The sequence below is a fragment of the Microcoleus sp. N3A4 genome, from assembly GCF_036701805.1.
Classification (GTDB): domain Bacteria; phylum Cyanobacteriota; class Cyanobacteriia; order Cyanobacteriales; family Microcoleaceae; genus Microcoleus.
Map to the genome: position 1 here is coordinate 4,167 of NZ_JAUBRJ010000020.1, position 15,838 is coordinate 20,004.

The 15,838-nt window shown below is 46.7% G+C and carries 15 protein-coding genes; 9 read left to right on the plus strand and 6 right to left on the minus strand.

The window, feature by feature from the left end:
* Window positions 1-455 precede the first annotated feature (455 nt).
* Both lspA and QUA56_RS13980 read right to left on the minus strand, forming a co-directional pair.
* Window positions 456-968, minus strand: coding sequence for a signal peptidase II (gene lspA, locus QUA56_RS13975; RefSeq protein WP_333358490.1), 513 nt, complete (start codon window positions 966-968; stop codon window positions 456-458).
* A gap of 310 nt (window positions 969-1,278) precedes the next feature.
* Window positions 1,279-1,857 (minus strand): biotin transporter BioY, encoded by a 579-nt coding sequence (locus QUA56_RS13980; RefSeq protein ID WP_333358491.1) that lies wholly within the window; start codon window positions 1,855-1,857, stop codon window positions 1,279-1,281.
* A 385-nt stretch (window positions 1,858-2,242) separates the two neighbouring features.
* Here QUA56_RS13980 and pstS point away from each other — a divergent pair, with 385 nt between their 5' ends.
* From pstS to pstB, 4 genes are all read left to right on the plus strand, one after another.
* Window positions 2,243-3,421: a phosphate ABC transporter substrate-binding protein PstS gene (gene pstS / locus QUA56_RS13985; protein WP_333358493.1), complete on the plus strand. Its 1,179-nt coding sequence runs from the start codon at window positions 2,243-2,245 to the stop codon at window positions 3,419-3,421.
* 352 nt (window positions 3,422-3,773) lie between these two features.
* Entirely contained in the window at window positions 3,774-4,730 is a 957-nt protein-coding gene (gene pstC / locus QUA56_RS13990) for a phosphate ABC transporter permease subunit PstC (RefSeq protein ID WP_333358666.1), read from the plus strand.
* A 34-nt stretch (window positions 4,731-4,764) separates the two neighbouring features.
* On the plus strand, window positions 4,765-5,658 hold the full coding sequence (gene pstA / locus QUA56_RS13995; protein ID WP_333358495.1) for a phosphate ABC transporter permease PstA: 894 nt from the start codon (window positions 4,765-4,767) through the stop codon (window positions 5,656-5,658).
* A 161-nt stretch (window positions 5,659-5,819) separates the two neighbouring features.
* Window positions 5,820-6,620 (plus strand): phosphate ABC transporter ATP-binding protein PstB, encoded by an 801-nt coding sequence (pstB, locus tag QUA56_RS14000; RefSeq protein WP_015176818.1) that lies wholly within the window; start codon window positions 5,820-5,822, stop codon window positions 6,618-6,620.
* 230 nt (window positions 6,621-6,850) lie between these two features.
* Here pstB and QUA56_RS14005 read toward each other — a convergent pair whose 3' ends face one another.
* A complete protein-coding gene (locus tag QUA56_RS14005; protein WP_194067610.1) occupies window positions 6,851-7,021 on the minus strand; it encodes an NblA/ycf18 family protein in 171 nt (56 codons plus the stop codon).
* A gap of 228 nt (window positions 7,022-7,249) precedes the next feature.
* Here QUA56_RS14005 and QUA56_RS14010 point away from each other — a divergent pair, with 228 nt between their 5' ends.
* The 3 genes from QUA56_RS14010 (at window position 7,250) to QUA56_RS14020 (ending at window position 9,236) form a co-directional block, all read left to right on the plus strand.
* The gene (locus QUA56_RS14010; RefSeq protein ID WP_333358497.1) at window positions 7,250-7,846 is read left to right on the plus strand and encodes a phycobiliprotein lyase; all 597 of its coding nucleotides are present in this window, start codon (window positions 7,250-7,252) and stop codon (window positions 7,844-7,846) included.
* A 332-nt stretch (window positions 7,847-8,178) separates the two neighbouring features.
* Window positions 8,179-8,937 (plus strand): phycobilisome rod-core linker polypeptide, encoded by a 759-nt coding sequence (locus QUA56_RS14015; protein WP_333358498.1) that lies wholly within the window; start codon window positions 8,179-8,181, stop codon window positions 8,935-8,937.
* 149 nt (window positions 8,938-9,086) lie between these two features.
* The gene (locus QUA56_RS14020; RefSeq protein ID WP_333358500.1) at window positions 9,087-9,236 is read left to right on the plus strand and encodes a hypothetical protein; all 150 of its coding nucleotides are present in this window, start codon (window positions 9,087-9,089) and stop codon (window positions 9,234-9,236) included.
* Between the two features lie 225 nt (window positions 9,237-9,461).
* On the opposite strand, the gene QUA56_RS14025 is transcribed toward QUA56_RS14020, so the two are convergent.
* Together QUA56_RS14025 and QUA56_RS14030 are read right to left on the minus strand one after the other, a co-directional pair.
* Window positions 9,462-10,400 carry an RluA family pseudouridine synthase gene (locus QUA56_RS14025; protein WP_445242909.1) on the minus strand — a complete coding sequence of 313 codons (939 nt, stop codon included), beginning with the start codon at window positions 10,398-10,400 and terminating at the stop codon, window positions 9,462-9,464.
* 125 nt (window positions 10,401-10,525) lie between these two features.
* Window positions 10,526-11,974: a RecQ family ATP-dependent DNA helicase gene (locus tag QUA56_RS14030; RefSeq protein WP_333358503.1), complete on the minus strand. Its 1,449-nt coding sequence runs from the start codon at window positions 11,972-11,974 to the stop codon at window positions 10,526-10,528.
* Between the two features lie 225 nt (window positions 11,975-12,199).
* On the opposite strand from QUA56_RS14030, the gene QUA56_RS14035 reads away from it, so the two are divergent.
* Entirely contained in the window at window positions 12,200-13,030 is an 831-nt protein-coding gene (locus QUA56_RS14035; protein ID WP_333358505.1) for a phytanoyl-CoA dioxygenase family protein, read from the plus strand.
* Window positions 13,031-13,257: 227 nt separating this feature from the next.
* On the plus strand, window positions 13,258-13,911 hold the full coding sequence (locus QUA56_RS14040) for a Crp/Fnr family transcriptional regulator (RefSeq protein ID WP_333358507.1): 654 nt from the start codon (window positions 13,258-13,260) through the stop codon (window positions 13,909-13,911).
* A gap of 18 nt (window positions 13,912-13,929) precedes the next feature.
* On the opposite strand, the gene QUA56_RS14045 is transcribed toward QUA56_RS14040, so the two are convergent.
* Window positions 13,930-15,838, minus strand: a 1,909-nt coding sequence (locus tag QUA56_RS14045) for a CHAT domain-containing tetratricopeptide repeat protein (RefSeq protein WP_333358509.1), incomplete at its 5' end; no start/stop codon positions are given.

The window sequence follows — 15,838 nt, forward strand, 5'->3', positions numbered from 1 at the left end:
GCGGGCAAGTTTAGCCTTAGCAATAAAAAATCTAATTATAGCTCATAAATGACTCTAACCTTAAGTTGATACCTAGACCTTCTGGTAACAGATAACGGACATCCGATTTTAGATTTTAGATTTTAGATTTTAGATTAGGGAATTTATCCCACGGATAAATCCGGGGGTTTGTGACCAAATTGCTTTCGATCGCGGGCAAGTTTAGCCTTAGCAATAAAAAATCTAATTATAGCTCATAAATGACTCTAACCTTAAGTTGATACCTAGATTTTCTGGTAACAGATAACTGACAAATGACCGAAAGCAAGTAGTTGCCTGGCCGCCGGATTCATCAGTCGATCGGCAAAAAAAAGCTGGGCATCCGATAAACCTGAGAACGGTACAGCCCGTGGGTGGGTTAATCTAAAATCTAAAATCTAAAATCTAAAATCTAAAATCGATTGACTTGTTCAAAGTTAGCGTGAAATAGAATCGCGATCGTCCTGAGTTCTCGGAGTCGGCGGTGCACTGTGAAAAGTTGCAATCAGCAAACAGATAATCCCAGCATTAATAAACACATCGGCTAGATTAAATACCGGGAACCTAATGATCCGAAAATCTATAAAATCTACAACATGGCCCGAAACAAATCGATCGATCCCGTTACCCAGTGCTCCCCCCAAAATCAAACCGTAGCCAGCTTGTTCCCAGCGGTTAATTCGCGGCCCGAACCAAGCCAGCACAATCAATCCCACACTAACGCCCAAAGACAGCCAGCGCAACCAAATCGCCCCGCCATTGCTGAACAAACTAAAAGCCGCACCGGTATTAACAACATAAGTGAAGTGAAACACCCCGGGTAACAGCGGCTGCGTCTGCGGAGGAACCGTCAAGTCAAAATTTTGTACCACCCAAAACTTAGTCAGGTGGTCTAAAACTAAACTGATAACAGCAGCAATCCAGAACAAGGGATTTCTTTTAAAACGCATGAATTAAGCAATAGAATATGGGGCATCGGGCATGAGAGAATTTACTCCAATCTCACGTGTCATTGTGAGCAGAATCCAGTGCAGTAAAGCAATCCCAGCCACAGCGAGATGACTCTCCCGTTGTGCAAAGTATAGTATAACCTTATTTTGCACAATTACCAGTTACCTCTTCCTTCTTCCTTCTTCCTCCTTCCTTCCTTCCTTCCTTCCTTCCTTCTTCTTTCTTCCTTCTTCCTTCTTCCTTCCTTCTTCCTTCTTCCTTCTATCCTTTACATCCGTTACATCCGTTGCCGAACTTCCTTCTTCGCTATTAATAAAACATCAAGCGGCGTAAAGTAAATGACAGCACTGCGATCGCACAAACTACTGCCAATTGTCCCGGCAGAGGATAAATTGAATATTTAAGAATCTCATCGAATAAAGGTGTTTTTTTGGCCGGAGGCAGCAAGTAAGTAAAAATTAGATAAATTAAGCCGATCGCGTGAACAGTGAACAAACCGCACAAACAGCTAAAAGCCATAGATTCCAGCCGCGAAGCCACCTTAAAAGCCACCCAGCCGCACACCCAAGCACCAGGCACAAAACCCAGCAAATACCCAAAACTCGCTTCTTTGAGATAGCCGATGCCGCCGCCTTGAGAAAAAACTGGCCACAAAGTTAATCCTAATGCCAAATAGGCAATTTGCGAGAGAGCAGCAGCATTTTTCCCCCCCATGCAGCCTACTAGCAAGACGGCTCCAATTTGATAGGTAACACCTAAAGAGTACGCCTGAAGGCCTCGATCGTCCCACAACCCGATCGGAATTGTGACAGATGCAGGCAAAAAAGTGCCTCCTATCGTCAGGAGCAAACCAATAAAAGCCCAGATTAATTCAATAGGAGCAGGCATTATCATCAAACGGCATTCACAAGAACGTATAAGGCAGAAGGCATTCGTCAGATGCAAGCTTGAATGCCCGCAGCTTTTAAATTCTCAATACTAGCACTACCGTCAAAACAACCACCATTGTATGGTTTTCTGGTTCTCAAGCCTCGCTCTTGTGATAATTTAATGGGGAATTTTTCGCGATCGGGCGATCGAATGCTTGTTTACTTACCCATTTATCCTGCCCTTATCTTATAACCTCACAATTGTCAAGCTCATCAACGATTTTTATTTAATATTAATTAATATTAAATTGCGATTAAGTGTAAAGATTCTTAACCTAACCTTTACTTTTGCGCGCTATGCTGATGCGGGACACCGATATAACGATCGCAGATTTTTTATACCTATGCTTTTTCGTCTCAACTTGATTAATCCAAACCGTCTGACTACAGCAATTTCCGCTATGGCGATCGCCCTCAGCTTAGCAGCTTGCGGCGGCGGCAGCACAACCAGCAGCAGCCCCAGCCCCGGCGACACCGCAGCATCCCCCGGCGCTTCCCCCGTTGCAGCCACCGGCACAGCAGCCCCCAGCAAACTCGCCCTAGCCTCAGATGTAGCCATCACCGCAGCAGGTGCATCCTTCCCCGCCCCCCTCTACCAGCGTTGGTTTCAAGACTTCAACAAAATCAACCCCAAAGTACAAATTAACTATCAATCAGTAGGCAGCGGCGCCGGAGTCGAACAATTTACCAAAGGCACAGTAGACTTTGGAGCCAGCGACACCGCCATGAAAGACGATGAAATCGCCAAAGTTCCAGCGGACAAAGGCGTGCTCTTACTGCCCATGACAGCCGGCAGCATCGTCATCGGCTACAACCTGCCAGACTTACCCGAACTGAAACTGCCTAGAGACGTTTACGCAGATATCTTCGCTGGTAAAATTACCAAGTGGAACGACCCCAAAATTGCAGCGGCCAATCCCGATGCTAAATTGCCAGACCAAGCCATCACCATCGTCCACCGTTCCGACGGTAGCGGTACCACCGCCGTGTTCACCAAACACCTGAGTGCCATCAGCCCCGACTGGAAAGCAGCAGTAGGCGACGGCAAAACAGTACAGTGGCCTGTAGGCGTAGGCGCAAAAGGCAACGAAGGCGTCACAGCTCAAATCCTGCAAACTGCAGGCAGCCTCGGCTACATAGAATACGGCTACGCCAAAAACAACAACGTCAAATTTGCATCTTTGCAAAACAAAGCAGGCAGCTTTGTCGCGCCTACCGACGAGTCAGCTTCTCAAGCTCTAGCGACTGTGCCTCTGCCGGAAAACCTGCGAGCATTTATCGAAGACCCCGAAGGCGCTCAATCCTATCCAATTGTCACCTACACTTGGATGCTCGTACCCAAAACAGTTACTGACCCCAACAAAGCTAAAGCAATCGAGGCAATGGTTGAATACGGCTTGACAGAAGGTCAAAAAGTTAGTTCCGAATTGGGCTACGTTCCTCTGCCCCAAAGCGTCAAAGAAAAAGTTGCTTTGGCAGCCGATGGTATCAGCCCCGACTACAAGATTGAGATTGGCAAATAGTAATTGTTGACTGTTGACTGTTGTCGGTTGACTGTTGTCGGTTGGCAGTTGACTGTTGACTGTTGTCGGTTGACAGTTGGCAGAGGGAAAAAAGGAAGAAGGAAGAGAGATATTTCTGTAGGGGCGGGTTTCACCAATCGTAATTGCCTGAGATCGATAATCTCATAAACCCGCCCCCACGATTTTCAAAATAAAAAGTGTGGGTTTTACCAGAGATACTGGTTGAAAAGTTAGCAGCTCGACCCGCCCCTCTTTGATTTTATTTATGGTTTTTCTTTCTGCTTCCTTCCAGCTAGCTTTTTCCTAAAATTACTATTTTCATTTACACTGTTTTTTGGGATTTTTGTCTATGATGATTTCAGATAATAACAGCGCTCAATCACAGAGCCGATCGCGCTCTCAAGCCGAAAAATCCTTAGACCAAGGCTTTATCTGGCTCACACGGGTTTTGGGAATAGGAGTTGGTGTAATTTTGGTGGTAATCGCGCTCACGGTTGCTTACAGAGCTTTACCTGCGATTCAACAGTACGGTTTGGGATTTCTATTTAGCAGTAGCTGGAATCCGGTTAAAGAAGAGTACGGGGCGCTGCCGATGATTTACGGGACGATCGTCAGTTCGGCGATCGCGCTCCTAATTGCAGTACCATTAGGAGTAGGGACTGCCATCTTCTTGAGCGAAGATTTTTTGCCGCTGCCAGTGCGAACAGCTTTGGTTTTTTTAGTAGAACTTTTAGCCGCCATTCCCAGCGTAGTCTACGGTTTGTGGGGAATTGCTGTATTGATTCCCATTATTAGCAACATCGGAAAGTTTCTCAACGGTAACTTCGGATGGCTGCCAATTTTTAGCACTCCGCCAGTTGGCCCGGGAATGCTACCAGCCGGAGTAATTTTGGGCATCATGACTTTGCCAATTATTACTGCTATTTCCCGCGACTCTTTGGCAAGTCTTCCCCCCGAATTGCGACAAGCATCTCTGGGTTTGGGAGCCACTCGCTGGACAACAATTTTTAGAGTGCTAGTACCGGCGGCTTTCTCCGGCATTGTCGGCGGAATTATGCTCGGGCTCGGCCGCGCGATGGGAGAAACAATGGCGGCAACTCTGTTAATTGGCAATTCCAATCAGTTAAGTGCTTCTGTGCTAGCTCCTGCAAATACTATTGCTTCTCTGATGGCAAATCAATTTGCCGAAGCCTCTGGCTTGCAAGTAGCAGCTCTGATGTACACTGGGCTAATTCTGTTTATTCTGACGCTGATTGTTAATATCTTGGCAGAGTGGATTGTTTCTCAAGTAAGAGCGAAGTACAACTAGAAGTTTGCCGCAATTTCCTACATAGTTTTAGTTTATGTCAAATAGCGTCTCCGATGAGAATCCTTTGGTATCGAAAACAGGCAGTTTGAAGAAGGTTAAAAACAGCCCCCAAGCGCTGTTTAATCTGGCGATGACTGTACTGGCTGGATCTTGTCTGGTAATGTGTCTGCTACCTTTGTTTGCAGTGCTTTCCTACGTCACCGTACAAGGTTTTAACCGCCTGAATTTAGACTTGTTTACCAAGCTGCCGCCCCCGCCCGGACTGTCGGGAGGCGGTATCGCTAATGCAATTGTCGGTACGTTAATGACCGTAGGAATTGCTTCTCTCATTGCTGTTCCTTTTGGTGTATTGGCAGCAGTTTATTTGTCGGAGTTCAGCAGCGGTCAAATAGCTCGCTGGGTGCGCTTTGCTACTAATGTCCTCAGCGGCGTTCCTTCGATTATTGCAGGGGTATTTGCCTACGGTTTGTTCGTAGTAAATATGGGAGGTTTTTCCGCAATTGCAGGGGGCGCGGCGCTGGCAGTGCTGATGTTGCCCACGATTGTGCGGACTACTGACGAAGCTCTACAAATCGTCCCGCAAGATATTAGATGGGCGTCAGTTGGTGTAGGTGCTTCTAATTATCAAACGGTGTTGCAGGTGGTTTTGCCTGCGGCAATTCCGGCTATTTTAACCGGTGTGACGCTGGCAATTGCTCGCGCTGCTGGAGAAACTGCTCCTTTGATTTTTACGGCGCTGAATTCGCCTTTTTGGCCGGCAGGATTTGATAAACCAACTCCGAGTCTTTCGGTTTTGGTGTACAACTTTGCAACGGTTCCTTTTAAGGCACAGAAAGAATTGGCTTGGGCTGCATCTTTGATTTTGGTGCTTATGGTTTTGCTGACGAGTATTCTTTCTCGCTGGGCTACTCGCCAAAAAGTGTATTGAAGTCATTAGTCATTAGTCATTAGTCATTAGTTATTAGTTATTAGTTATTAGTTAGTCGCTGGGTAAGGCTAATAACCAATAACCAATAACCAATAACCAATAACCAATAACCAATAACATTTTCGGCTTATTTTGTAAAAATTGAGAGGATTGTTACCTGTATGATGATGGACTTGGACAAGCAAACGGAAACAATTTTACGGACTGAAAATATCAATATTTTTTACGGCGCTTTTCACGCGGTTAAAAATGTTTGTATGGAGATTCCTAAAAATCGCATTACTGCTTTGATTGGGCCGTCTGGCTGCGGTAAAAGTACAATTCTGCGATGTTTTAACCGCCTCAACGATTTAGTTAACGGTTTTCGTTTAGAGGGTAGAATTGATTACTACGGTCAAAATCTTTACGCTCCTGATATTGATGCTGTAGAGGTGCGCCGCAAGATTGGGATGGTATTTCAAAAGCCGAATCCTTTCCCGAAGTCGATTTATGACAATATTGCTTACGGTGCGAGGGTGAACAATTATAAGGGGGATATGGATGAGTTGGTGGAGAAGTCGCTCCGCCAAGCTTATTTGTGGGATGAGGTGAAGGATAAGTTGAAGCAAAGCGGTTTTTCTCTTTCGGGTGGCCAGCAGCAGCGTTTGTGTATTGCTAGGGCGATCGCGATTAATCCTGATGTAGTGTTAATGGATGAACCTTGCGCTTCTCTTGACCCGATTTCTACGATTAAGATTGAGGAGTTGATGCGGGAACTCAAGGAGAAGTATACGATCGTGATCGTTACTCACAATATGCAGCAGGCTTCTCGGGTTTCTGACCTAACTGCTTTTTTCAATGCTAAACTTTCTGACGATGGGAAGCGGTTTGGCTATCTTGTGGAGTGTGACAAAACCGAGGTGATTTTCCAAAGTCCGAAGGAAGAGTCTACTTTAGATTATGTGAGCGGCCGTTTTGGTTGATTCCCCGACAGGTTGAAACCTGTCGCTACACAAACGAAGTCCCTCTCTAAGAGACTAAAAATATTTAATTTGCTGAGTCTGGTAGCGACAAAAAAACCACGTAAAACTTTTGTAAATTTAGAATCCCGCTTTCTTGGAGAAAGCGGGATTCTAAATTTTATGATTAAAAGCTCGATCGTACTTTTTGCAGATACAAGCCACTGATTTTTGTGAAGAAATTCTCGAAGCTATCACATTTTCTTCATCCAATATTTTAACAGGTTTTCTTTGACCATATTTTGTCGCATAACTTCAAGCAAGTATTCCTGAGCTTGATCTAGGCTTAAGCTTTTGACTTGTTCGCTCAGGACTTGTAGTTTGAACTGCTGTTCCATGCTGAGGCTGGTTGTAGGCATATCCATAAATAGCTCCTCCAGTTTGCTGAGATCGATGCGAGATCGATCGGAATGACGTTTCGCAGGATTTGTTGTGTCTCCTATATTGTAAACTATCATAACATTCACTTGACAATATGTCCAAAGTACACATTTTGAGACTAATTTGTGTAGCAAAAGTACATCTAAGTGGGGGGAGCCTTATCATAAAAAGGCGTCAAGACCGGGAAGCATAAGCCAAAGGAGATAGTTTGTATGAATGCAATGGAGTTTTTTCAGAGCAGTGCTGGGGAGTGGCGATCGCAGCGCAGCACTCACCACCTTGCTTTCCGCCAAGCGGAGATTGGAGATTCAAATATTCAGGTAACGGCGCTGGGTGCGGATGACGCGCGAGTCGCCGAGATTTGCCAGATGCACGAAGTCGATCCGAGCCGGGCTGCTGGGGGGGCTTTTGTGACTTGGCACGGCTCGATGGCGTGGGATAAGGATGATGAGAATCATAAAGGGTCTACGGTGTTCGCGATCGTCCCCGATCCTGAAAATCCTCGGCAGGGTTTGATGTTGCGGGAACGCGGCTATGCGGAAATTGTGCCGGTGGCTGGCCGTTTTGAGATGGATGATGAGGATGGGCTGCTGCTGATTACGGAATACGAGACGATGAGTTCGATCGAGCGTTTTTGGTTTGCTAATCCGAACGTGCGGATGCGGACGAGTACGGTAAAGCGCTTTGGCGGTTTCAGCACTTCGACTTTTTGCACCGAAATTCGGGTGAAACCGGACTCGGATGCAACATCAGAAGCAGCAGGAGTTCAAGTACCCGCCAGCGAGTTTTATTCGGCTCTGGGCTGGTAATTTGGCTGTTGGGTGTTGGTCATTAGTCATATCGTTTCCGGTTGCATCGGAATCATATATTTGGATGATGTCAGTGCGAGCGTCTCGCTCGCGATCCATGCCGCGAGCGAGACGACGTGAGCGCGCTTATAATTCCGATGACTAATGACTAATGACTGCTGACTGCTGACTTCCCCAAAGTCAACAAATGTTACAGATTGTTGCAAAAATTCAGGAAAATCAGATTTAGATTGCGGGAATCCCCTAATCTGTATGTTGGTTAGTTGTATCCGTTATGCTGGCAGCTCGCGGTGTCAACTATTTCTGAAATTTGAGATAACGGAGATTTTAACGTGGCGCTACCTTTGATAAACTACGCCCCCAAAAGCCAAAACCAGCGCGTAGCTGGTTATGAAACAGGGAGCGACGAGCAGCCGAGAATTTTCACAACTGAAAATGTGCTCTCGTCTGGAGACATGGAAAATTTGATTTGGGCTGGATATCGCCAGATTTACAGCGAACACCAAATCCTCAAGAGCAACCGCCAAAAGTTTTTGGAGTCGCAACTCAAGTTCGGCCAAATTACGGTGCGGGATTTTATTCGCGGTTTGGCGACTTCGGCTCCTTTCTTGGAACGGAATTACCAAACTAACAGCAACTACCGATTTGTGGAAATGTGCGTGCAGCGCATTTTGGGCCGGGATGTGTACAGCGAGCGCGAAAAGATTGCTTGGTCGATCGTAGTAGCCACTAAGGGGCCTCAAGGCTTTATTGACGAGTTGGTCAATAGCGATGAGTACCTGAATAAGTTCGGCTACGATACAGTGCCTTACCAGCAGCGCCGAATTTTGCCTCAGCGAGTTGGAGGCGAAACGCCTTTCAACTTGAAGACGCCTCGCTACGGTGAGTACCACCGCTCGCAGCTCGGTTTCCCTCAAATGATTTGGCAGACAAGCGTGCGCCGTTTTGTTCCTCAAGAGCAGCAGCCCAAGGCTGGCGATCCGGCAAATTATCTGGGTATGGCGCGCAATCTGTCTATGCCTGCTACTCCGCCGCAGCGCGTTCCTCTGGCTAATATCAATATCGAGACGATGGTTCCCCGTCGCCGGTAATTGATGCTTTCTGATGCAATTATTTGTGTCGGGCGATCGACTGAATCGATCGGCTTTTAGGCTGAAAGAGTTTTGAGTCTTGAGTTTTGAGGTTTGAGTTTTTTGCTAAACTTGGAATCCAAAACTTAGGACTCATATTTTTTTGTCAGTTGGCAGTTGGCAGTTGGCACTTGGCACTTGGCAGTTGGCAGTTGGCAGTTGGCACTTGGCACTTGGCAGTTGGCAGTTGGCACTTGGCACTTGGCACTTGGCAGTTGGCACTTGGCACTTGGCAGTTGGCAGTTGGCAGTTGGCAGTAGTCATACCAAATGCGGATTTACTACCCCTTTTTTGGTATTATTTGTCATTGCGAGGAACGAAGCAATCGCAGAGACTAAGCGATTGCTTCGTTCCTCGCAATGACGGATAGTTAATCATAAAGAGGATGACCAACTCGGATTTGGTATCAGCAGTCATTAGTCATTCTCCCTATTACCGATGCCCGATGCCCGATGCCCGATGCCCGATGCCCGATGCCCGAGACATCAAATATGAGTTCGCAGGCGCAATATTTTTAACAGGGTGTTGAATTGATCGGGTAAAGGTGCGATCGCCTCTATTAATTCTCCCGAGATTGGATGCTGCAATGTCAGCCGCCATGCGTGGAGGGCTTGTCCGGTTAAATTGACGCCGATGGAACGGTTGGAACTGTACATCGGGTCGCCGACAATGGGATGTTTTATTTCGGCTGTATGCACCCGAATTTGATGGGTGCGGCCGGTTTCTAATTGATAGTGGATTAAGCAATAGTTGCCAATTCTTTCTTTGATTGTCCAGTGAGTAACTGCGGGGCGACCGCCTTTTTCTACTGGTACTACTGCCATTTTTTTGCGGTCTGTGGGATGCCGTCCGATGGGTAGGTCTATTGTGCCTGTTTCGGTGTTGGGAGCGCCGTAAACTATGCCTAAATATTCGCGGCGGGCGGTTTTGGCTTTGAGTTGGGCTTGCAGGTGTTGGTGGGCGATGTCGGTTTTGGCGATCGCGATCGCACCTGTTGTATCTTTGTCTAATCTGTGCACGATTCCCGGCCGCTGAACTCCGCCTATTTCTGCTAAGGGACAGTGCGCTAACAGAGCGTTGACTAATGTACCGTCTTGATGTCCGGCGGCTGGATGGACGACTAATCCGGCTGGTTTGTTGATGATCATTAGGCTGTCGTCTTCGTAGAGAATGTCGAGGGGAATTGCTTCGGCCTGCAAGGAAGTGGGCTGGGCTTCGGGTAAAGTGAGGTGGATGCGATCGCCCGTTTTTACTGATATTTTTTTCGAGGTGCAGGTTTCGTCGTTGACTTTGACGTTGCCTTGTGATATGAGAGTTTGGATTCGCGATCGGGATAAGTCCGGTATCTGGTTTGACAGCCAAATATCTAATCGCTGATTGACATTATTTTGATTAAATTCCCCTGTATTTTCGACTGTATACATTTGTTCGGTGTCTATTTCTATCATTTACTTTCTTTTTATTTCTTAGTCTGCGGAGGCGGACTTTGTTTGACAATAAGCGGTTTCAACCGCCGAATTATCTAAATCTAAAATCACTAAATCTAAAATCACCGACAATTATCGCAGTGCCCGCACCGCATAGATTTCGCCTCATTTGCAAAGCCAAAAGCTTGCAGCAAAAATTGCCACCTGCACTGCCGATGTTTCAAATATTTTACCATTTCTTCCGCTGCGCTAAAGTTTTGTTTTTCGGCTTTTTGCTGTGCAGATTTATTGATAACATAATTAAAAGGATCTTGCCATGTTAATTGTCCGCTGCTGTGGAGAATCGAAAGGGCGATCGCGCTTTCGGGAAATTCGCGACAAACTGCTTCTATATCGCCTTTAACTGGCAGTTTTTTGGCTAATTGCTGAGCTTCTCGGTATTGCGATCGCAATTTATCTTGAAAAAATTGTGCTCTTTGTTTGTCTTCGGGATAAAGCAAACCCGTCGGTTCGCTAATTAATGTCAGGGCGATCGCAGATTTGCCATCGCGTCCGCCTCTACCAATTTCCTGAATGTATTCCGATAATAGCAAAGGTGCTTGAAAGTGAACAACCCACCGGACATCGGGCTTGTTAATTCCCATCCCGAATGCTGAGGTACAAGTCACAAATTTAAGCTCATTGTTCAGCCAAGCTGTTTCTATTTTTCGCCGTGATTCAGGACTTAAACCTGCATGATATGCTGCTGTTTCATAGCCTGCTGCTTCCAACAAATCCGTCAAGTTTTCGCTATCTTTTCTAGTGCGGACGTAGACTAAACCTGCTTGTTTTGGTCGCTCTTTGATAAAATTCAATAACTGCTGCTTGCGTCCTCTCGGCGTCCAGACTGTTTGCACTTGCAGGTGCAGATTGGAACGGTAGGGACTTAGCAGAAATGCTTCGGGTTTTTGCAGTTGCAAGACATTTTTGATTGTCTGCTGTGCTTCCGGGTTGGCGGTAGCGGTGAAAGCTGCGATCGCAATTTTACTGTTTGCTGGTTTAGCTTTCAACAAAGCCGATCGCACTGCGCCCAAACGGCGGTAAGCAGGTCGAAATGTATCGCCCCACTGCACTAAACAGTGAGCTTCATCTAATATTAAACCGTTGATTTGGATGTGCGGCTGACTGATAATTTCCCAAACTGGTTTACTGAGTAATGTTTCGGGAGACAGGTACAGCAATCTTAATTTGTTTTGTTGCAGCGATTGCAGAGTTTGTCGGCGCTGCTGTGTTGGCAATTGACTGTGCAAGAGGGAAGCAGGGAGAGTGCGATCGCGCAATTCTTGCACTTGATTTTCCATCAGTGCAACTAACGGCGAAACTACCAAAGTTAAGCCTGTTTGCAACAAAGCTGGCAGTTGAAAGCAGATTGATTTGCCGCCACCTGTCGGCATAATTATTATTGTATCTTTACCTGCTAATAAACTGCCGACTATTTCTCCTTGGGGCGGCCGAAAGTCGTCGTATCCCCAGATTTTTTGGAAGGCGGCACGGGCTTGATTTAATGCTGTTGGTTCTGGTTGGTATTTCATTTGATTTATCCCCAAATCAGAGCTTTCAATTATACCAGACAGGACTTACACATCAATGACAATTACAGTCTACACTGACCTCAGAAACCCGGTTTATTCGTAGATTTCTAGTTACTAATCGCCAAAGTTTCGTGGAAACCGGGTTTCTCGCCCATGCGGGTCAGCCCTTAAACTGTGCTAAGTGTTAATTTAATAGTAGCTAATAATTTTACTGTGATTTGAATTATGAACGCAAGCACGTTAAGCGAAGTTTTCAGCTATCGGCAAAATACTTGTGACCTTTTCGACACAGCGGGGGCGGTAGATGCGGTGCGCGAAGATGGTTTTGCGCTGATTCCCGGTGTGCTCAGTCCGTCGGAAGTGGCGCGGGCTAGGGAAGCACTCGATCGCCTGCAACCCTTCGGACTCGACGGCAGCAGTTGGAGTGAATTGAACGAGCATTTTAAGTGCGTTTTTAATCGCGATCGGCTGTGGCTTTCCTATGCCGATCGACCGGGTATAATTGAATTAGCAGAAGCATTAATGGGCAGCGATTGCCATATTATCGGCATGACTGCGTGGAAAAGCGGGCCCGGTTATGACGGTTGGCGCGTCCACGTCGATCAGGTGTTTGTACCCGTGCCCGAAAGCGTGTTTGCCGTTAGCGCAGCCCTCGGAGAGGATCGCACTTTTCAACTGCCAGTATGGATTTGTACGGCCCATTTCTATCTCAGCGACATCACAGAAGACCTCTGTCCTACCTACATTATTCCTGGCAGTCACAAATCTGGTCGCAAACCCGATCGCGGGGAAGAAACTTGGAACGGGAACTCTCCAGAACCAGTTTTGTGCAAAGCAGGAGATGTGTTATTTTTCCGCAGTGAAATTTGGCACTCCGGCGGCAAAAATACCACAGTCGATCGAACTCGCTATTTACTGCAAGTGCATTATTCCCACCGCAACATCGCGCAGAAATTTTCGCCTTGGCCGTGGCAGTTTAACCCAGAAATTATTGCTACTGCTACTGAACGGCAACTGCGGCTTTTAGGCAAACATCCTGAGTCAAATTACGGTTGAAATATATTGCGAACGTTGTTTGATGACCAGTATGGCAAGCCTTACAAGCAATACGAACACCATCTCTTTTCTTGTCTTGCTTTCTCTTGTCTTGTCACTGACAACTTATGACTAATGACTAAAGCTTATCTTGCCGCTAACCAGACGATTACCAAACCTTTACCTTTGTCGGCTAGAGTGAGAGGCGTAGGTCTCAGACAAATCTTTTTTAGCTGGAAATAACGGATATGCCACCAACATCCAAAGCACTTTTAGCGGAAATCCAGCATAACACAGGAGCGACTCGAAACTTGCATTTTTATGCTAAGGGCGAAACCATTCCAATGATGTCGCAAGGCCTTTGGCGAGTCTGTCAAGGTCTAGCACAACTGAGTACGCTTTATCCAACCGGGGAAGAAGGACTTTTGGGTTGGGTTGGGCCTTCGATGTGCTTCGGTTTGTGGTTGACAAGCTTGCAGACTTACCGAGCTACGGCGACATCAGATATTTATTTGATGTGGTATTCTATGGTGGAAATCGAAGCTTCTCCTCAATTGTCTCACGAGTTGCTGCCTCAAATGGTAAGGCGGCTGCGGCAAATGGAAGCAATTTTAGCGATCGCCGGACAGCGGCGAGTAGATGACCGTTTGTATCAGCTACTGCTATTATTGCAACAGGACTTCGGTCAGCCTGTAGTTGAAGGCACTCGCTTGACTATTCGCTTAACCCATCAAGATATTGCTAATGCTATTTGTACAACGCGGGTGACTGTCACTCGAATGCTGGGAAAATTGCAGCAGCAAGGGTTAATCAGTCGAGATGGCGATCGGCATTTAATACTTAACAAAGATGTTTTTGCCTCCACCTCCGATTTGTTTGGCTGCAACCCTCAAGCTGTGTAGCAAGCGCCGAAAAAAATCTTATTCTGCTTCGCCAATCAGCGTAAACGCCGCCCAATCTTGCGGAGTTGGGTGCATCTTCATTGTCATCAGCATCGCTTGCCGCAAAGCTTGAGCTTTATTCGGGTTTTGCTGTAATTGGCGATAGAATTCTGCCATTAATTCCCCTGTCGCAGCATCGGGTACTGACCACAGAGAAACAATAATACTAGGAACTCCAGCACTAATTAAAGCACGAGATAATCCAAGCACACCATCACCTGTGAGTTTTCCTCGGCCAGTATTGCAAGCACTTAATACCACTAATTCAGCATTTAATTTTAAATCCAAAATTTCGCTCGAAGTCAGCAATCCGTCATCATTTCCTGATGGAGCCAGGGCGATCGCTCCCGGTAAATCTCGCCTCTTCACTTCATTGAGTAATCCGTGAGTTGCCAGATGAATAATCCGGGCTTTTAGCATCTGTTGAACAATCGATGCTTTAGTCGCTTGAGAGCCTGTAATCGGTTTAGTATTCAGAAGTTGGGCAATTGTAATTGCTTCCTGTTCGCTGCCCGGTAAGGCAAGTAATTGCTGCGGCGGGGTGCCAATTTTGGGCATGGTTGGATTGCCGACGACGAGGTTATTTTGGAGAGAAAGTTGTCGGACTTTTTGCCGCGATTGGCGGGTGAACTGCAAAATTTGCAGGGCGGGAGCAGTGAGGATAGTATGTTTTTCAATCAGATATTGACCAGTCGGATCTTGTAAAGCGACAAAGGGAACTAAAAACAGGGATTGATGGGGAATGAAGATGACAGGAGCATTCGGGTCAGTAGGTAAAATATCGGCAATGGGTTGAATGAGTAGTTGATAACTGTGCTGTAATTTGGGGTAGATTATCCGAGAATTAGCAGTGGTAGAAGTAGGGGAATTAGCTGTTTGTTTATTGGCAGTGTCCCCCAATACACCCAGAGCATCGCGAGTGCCGCGAATCATCTCAGCTAAGGCGGTATCTTGCTCGTTTAATCCTCTCCTCCCGGTAGCAGCAGATACTCTTGTCTCTTCGCTGGCTTCGGGTAGATTGATGTTGAGAGATTTGAGGTCAACGGAGCGAAAGGTAATTTCACCAGTCGGCTTGATGACCCAAATATAGAGGGCTTCATTCCTAATAATGGAATACTCGACGAGGGTAGCGTTTTGCTCTTTAGCGATTTGTTGAATTTGCTGGATATTGGGGGGGTTGATAGTAGTTGGGACAGATGCAGATGGGGCTTGGCGAGATGCCAATAACTCCACAAAAGCTCGGGCCCTACCCCGTTCGGCAATTTCTAAAGCGTCATTAGTTTTTTTCTGAGCAATGAAGACTTCTTGTAAAGTGAGGTAGGGGTTAGTTTGAGTTTCAAAGATTGACACTTTATTGACATCGCCTAATCCAGCACGGAGAGATTCCGAAACTTTAATACTATCAAGTAGGGTTTTCTCTGCAGCAGGGAGATTGCCAGATTTGGAGAGAGCGAATCCTAGATTGTTGAGAGCCGTCTCCTCGCTTTGGCGGTCTTTAATTTCTCGGGCGATCGCCAACCACTGCTGAGCGTAGTCGATCGCTTTGGCGTAGTCGCCGAGGGAAAGGTAAGCAATTCCCAGACTTCCGAGAGCTTTCCCCTCGCTTTCGCGGTCTTTAATTTCTCGCGCGATCGCCAACGACTGCTGTTGGTAGTCGATCGCTTTGGCGTAGTCGCCGAGGGAAAAGTAAGCAATTCCCAGAATTCCCAGAGCAGACCCCTCGCTTTGGCGGTCTTTAATTTCTCGGGCGATCGCCAACTGCTGCTGAGCGTACTCGATGACTTTGGCGTAGTCGCCGAGGGAAAGGTAAGCAAGTCCCAGATTTCCCAGAGCCCCCCCCTCGCTTCGGCGGTCTTTAATTTCTCGGGCGATCGCCAACCACTGCTGA

What these genes read in the sequence shown, in the direction of transcription:
- pstA (WP_333358495.1), top strand. Translation starts at nt 4,765, where the DNA reads ATGTCAAATAGCGTCTCCGATGAGAATCCTTTGGTATCGAAAACAGGC.
- QUA56_RS14040 (WP_333358507.1), top strand. Translation starts at nt 13,258, where the DNA reads ATGCCACCAACATCCAAAGCACTTTTAGCGGAAATCCAGCATAACACA.
- QUA56_RS14030 (WP_333358503.1), bottom strand. Translation starts at nt 11,974, where the DNA reads ATGAAATACCAACCAGAACCAACAGCATTAAATCAAGCCCGTGCCGCC.
- QUA56_RS14005 (WP_194067610.1), bottom strand. Translation starts at nt 7,021, where the DNA reads ATGGATATGCCTACAACCAGCCTCAGCATGGAACAGCAGTTCAAACTA.
- QUA56_RS14035 (WP_333358505.1), top strand. Translation starts at nt 12,200, where the DNA reads ATGAACGCAAGCACGTTAAGCGAAGTTTTCAGCTATCGGCAAAATACT.
- pstC (WP_333358666.1), top strand. Translation starts at nt 3,774, where the DNA reads ATGATTTCAGATAATAACAGCGCTCAATCACAGAGCCGATCGCGCTCT.
- pstB (WP_015176818.1), top strand. Translation starts at nt 5,820, where the DNA reads ATGATGATGGACTTGGACAAGCAAACGGAAACAATTTTACGGACTGAA.
- lspA (WP_333358490.1), bottom strand. Translation starts at nt 968, where the DNA reads ATGCGTTTTAAAAGAAATCCCTTGTTCTGGATTGCTGCTGTTATCAGT.
- pstS (WP_333358493.1), top strand. Translation starts at nt 2,243, where the DNA reads ATGCTTTTTCGTCTCAACTTGATTAATCCAAACCGTCTGACTACAGCA.
- QUA56_RS14025 (WP_445242909.1), bottom strand. Translation starts at nt 10,400, where the DNA reads ATGTATACAGTCGAAAATACAGGGGAATTTAATCAAAATAATGTCAAT.
- QUA56_RS14010 (WP_333358497.1), top strand. Translation starts at nt 7,250, where the DNA reads ATGAATGCAATGGAGTTTTTTCAGAGCAGTGCTGGGGAGTGGCGATCG.
- QUA56_RS13980 (WP_333358491.1), bottom strand. Translation starts at nt 1,857, where the DNA reads ATGCCTGCTCCTATTGAATTAATCTGGGCTTTTATTGGTTTGCTCCTG.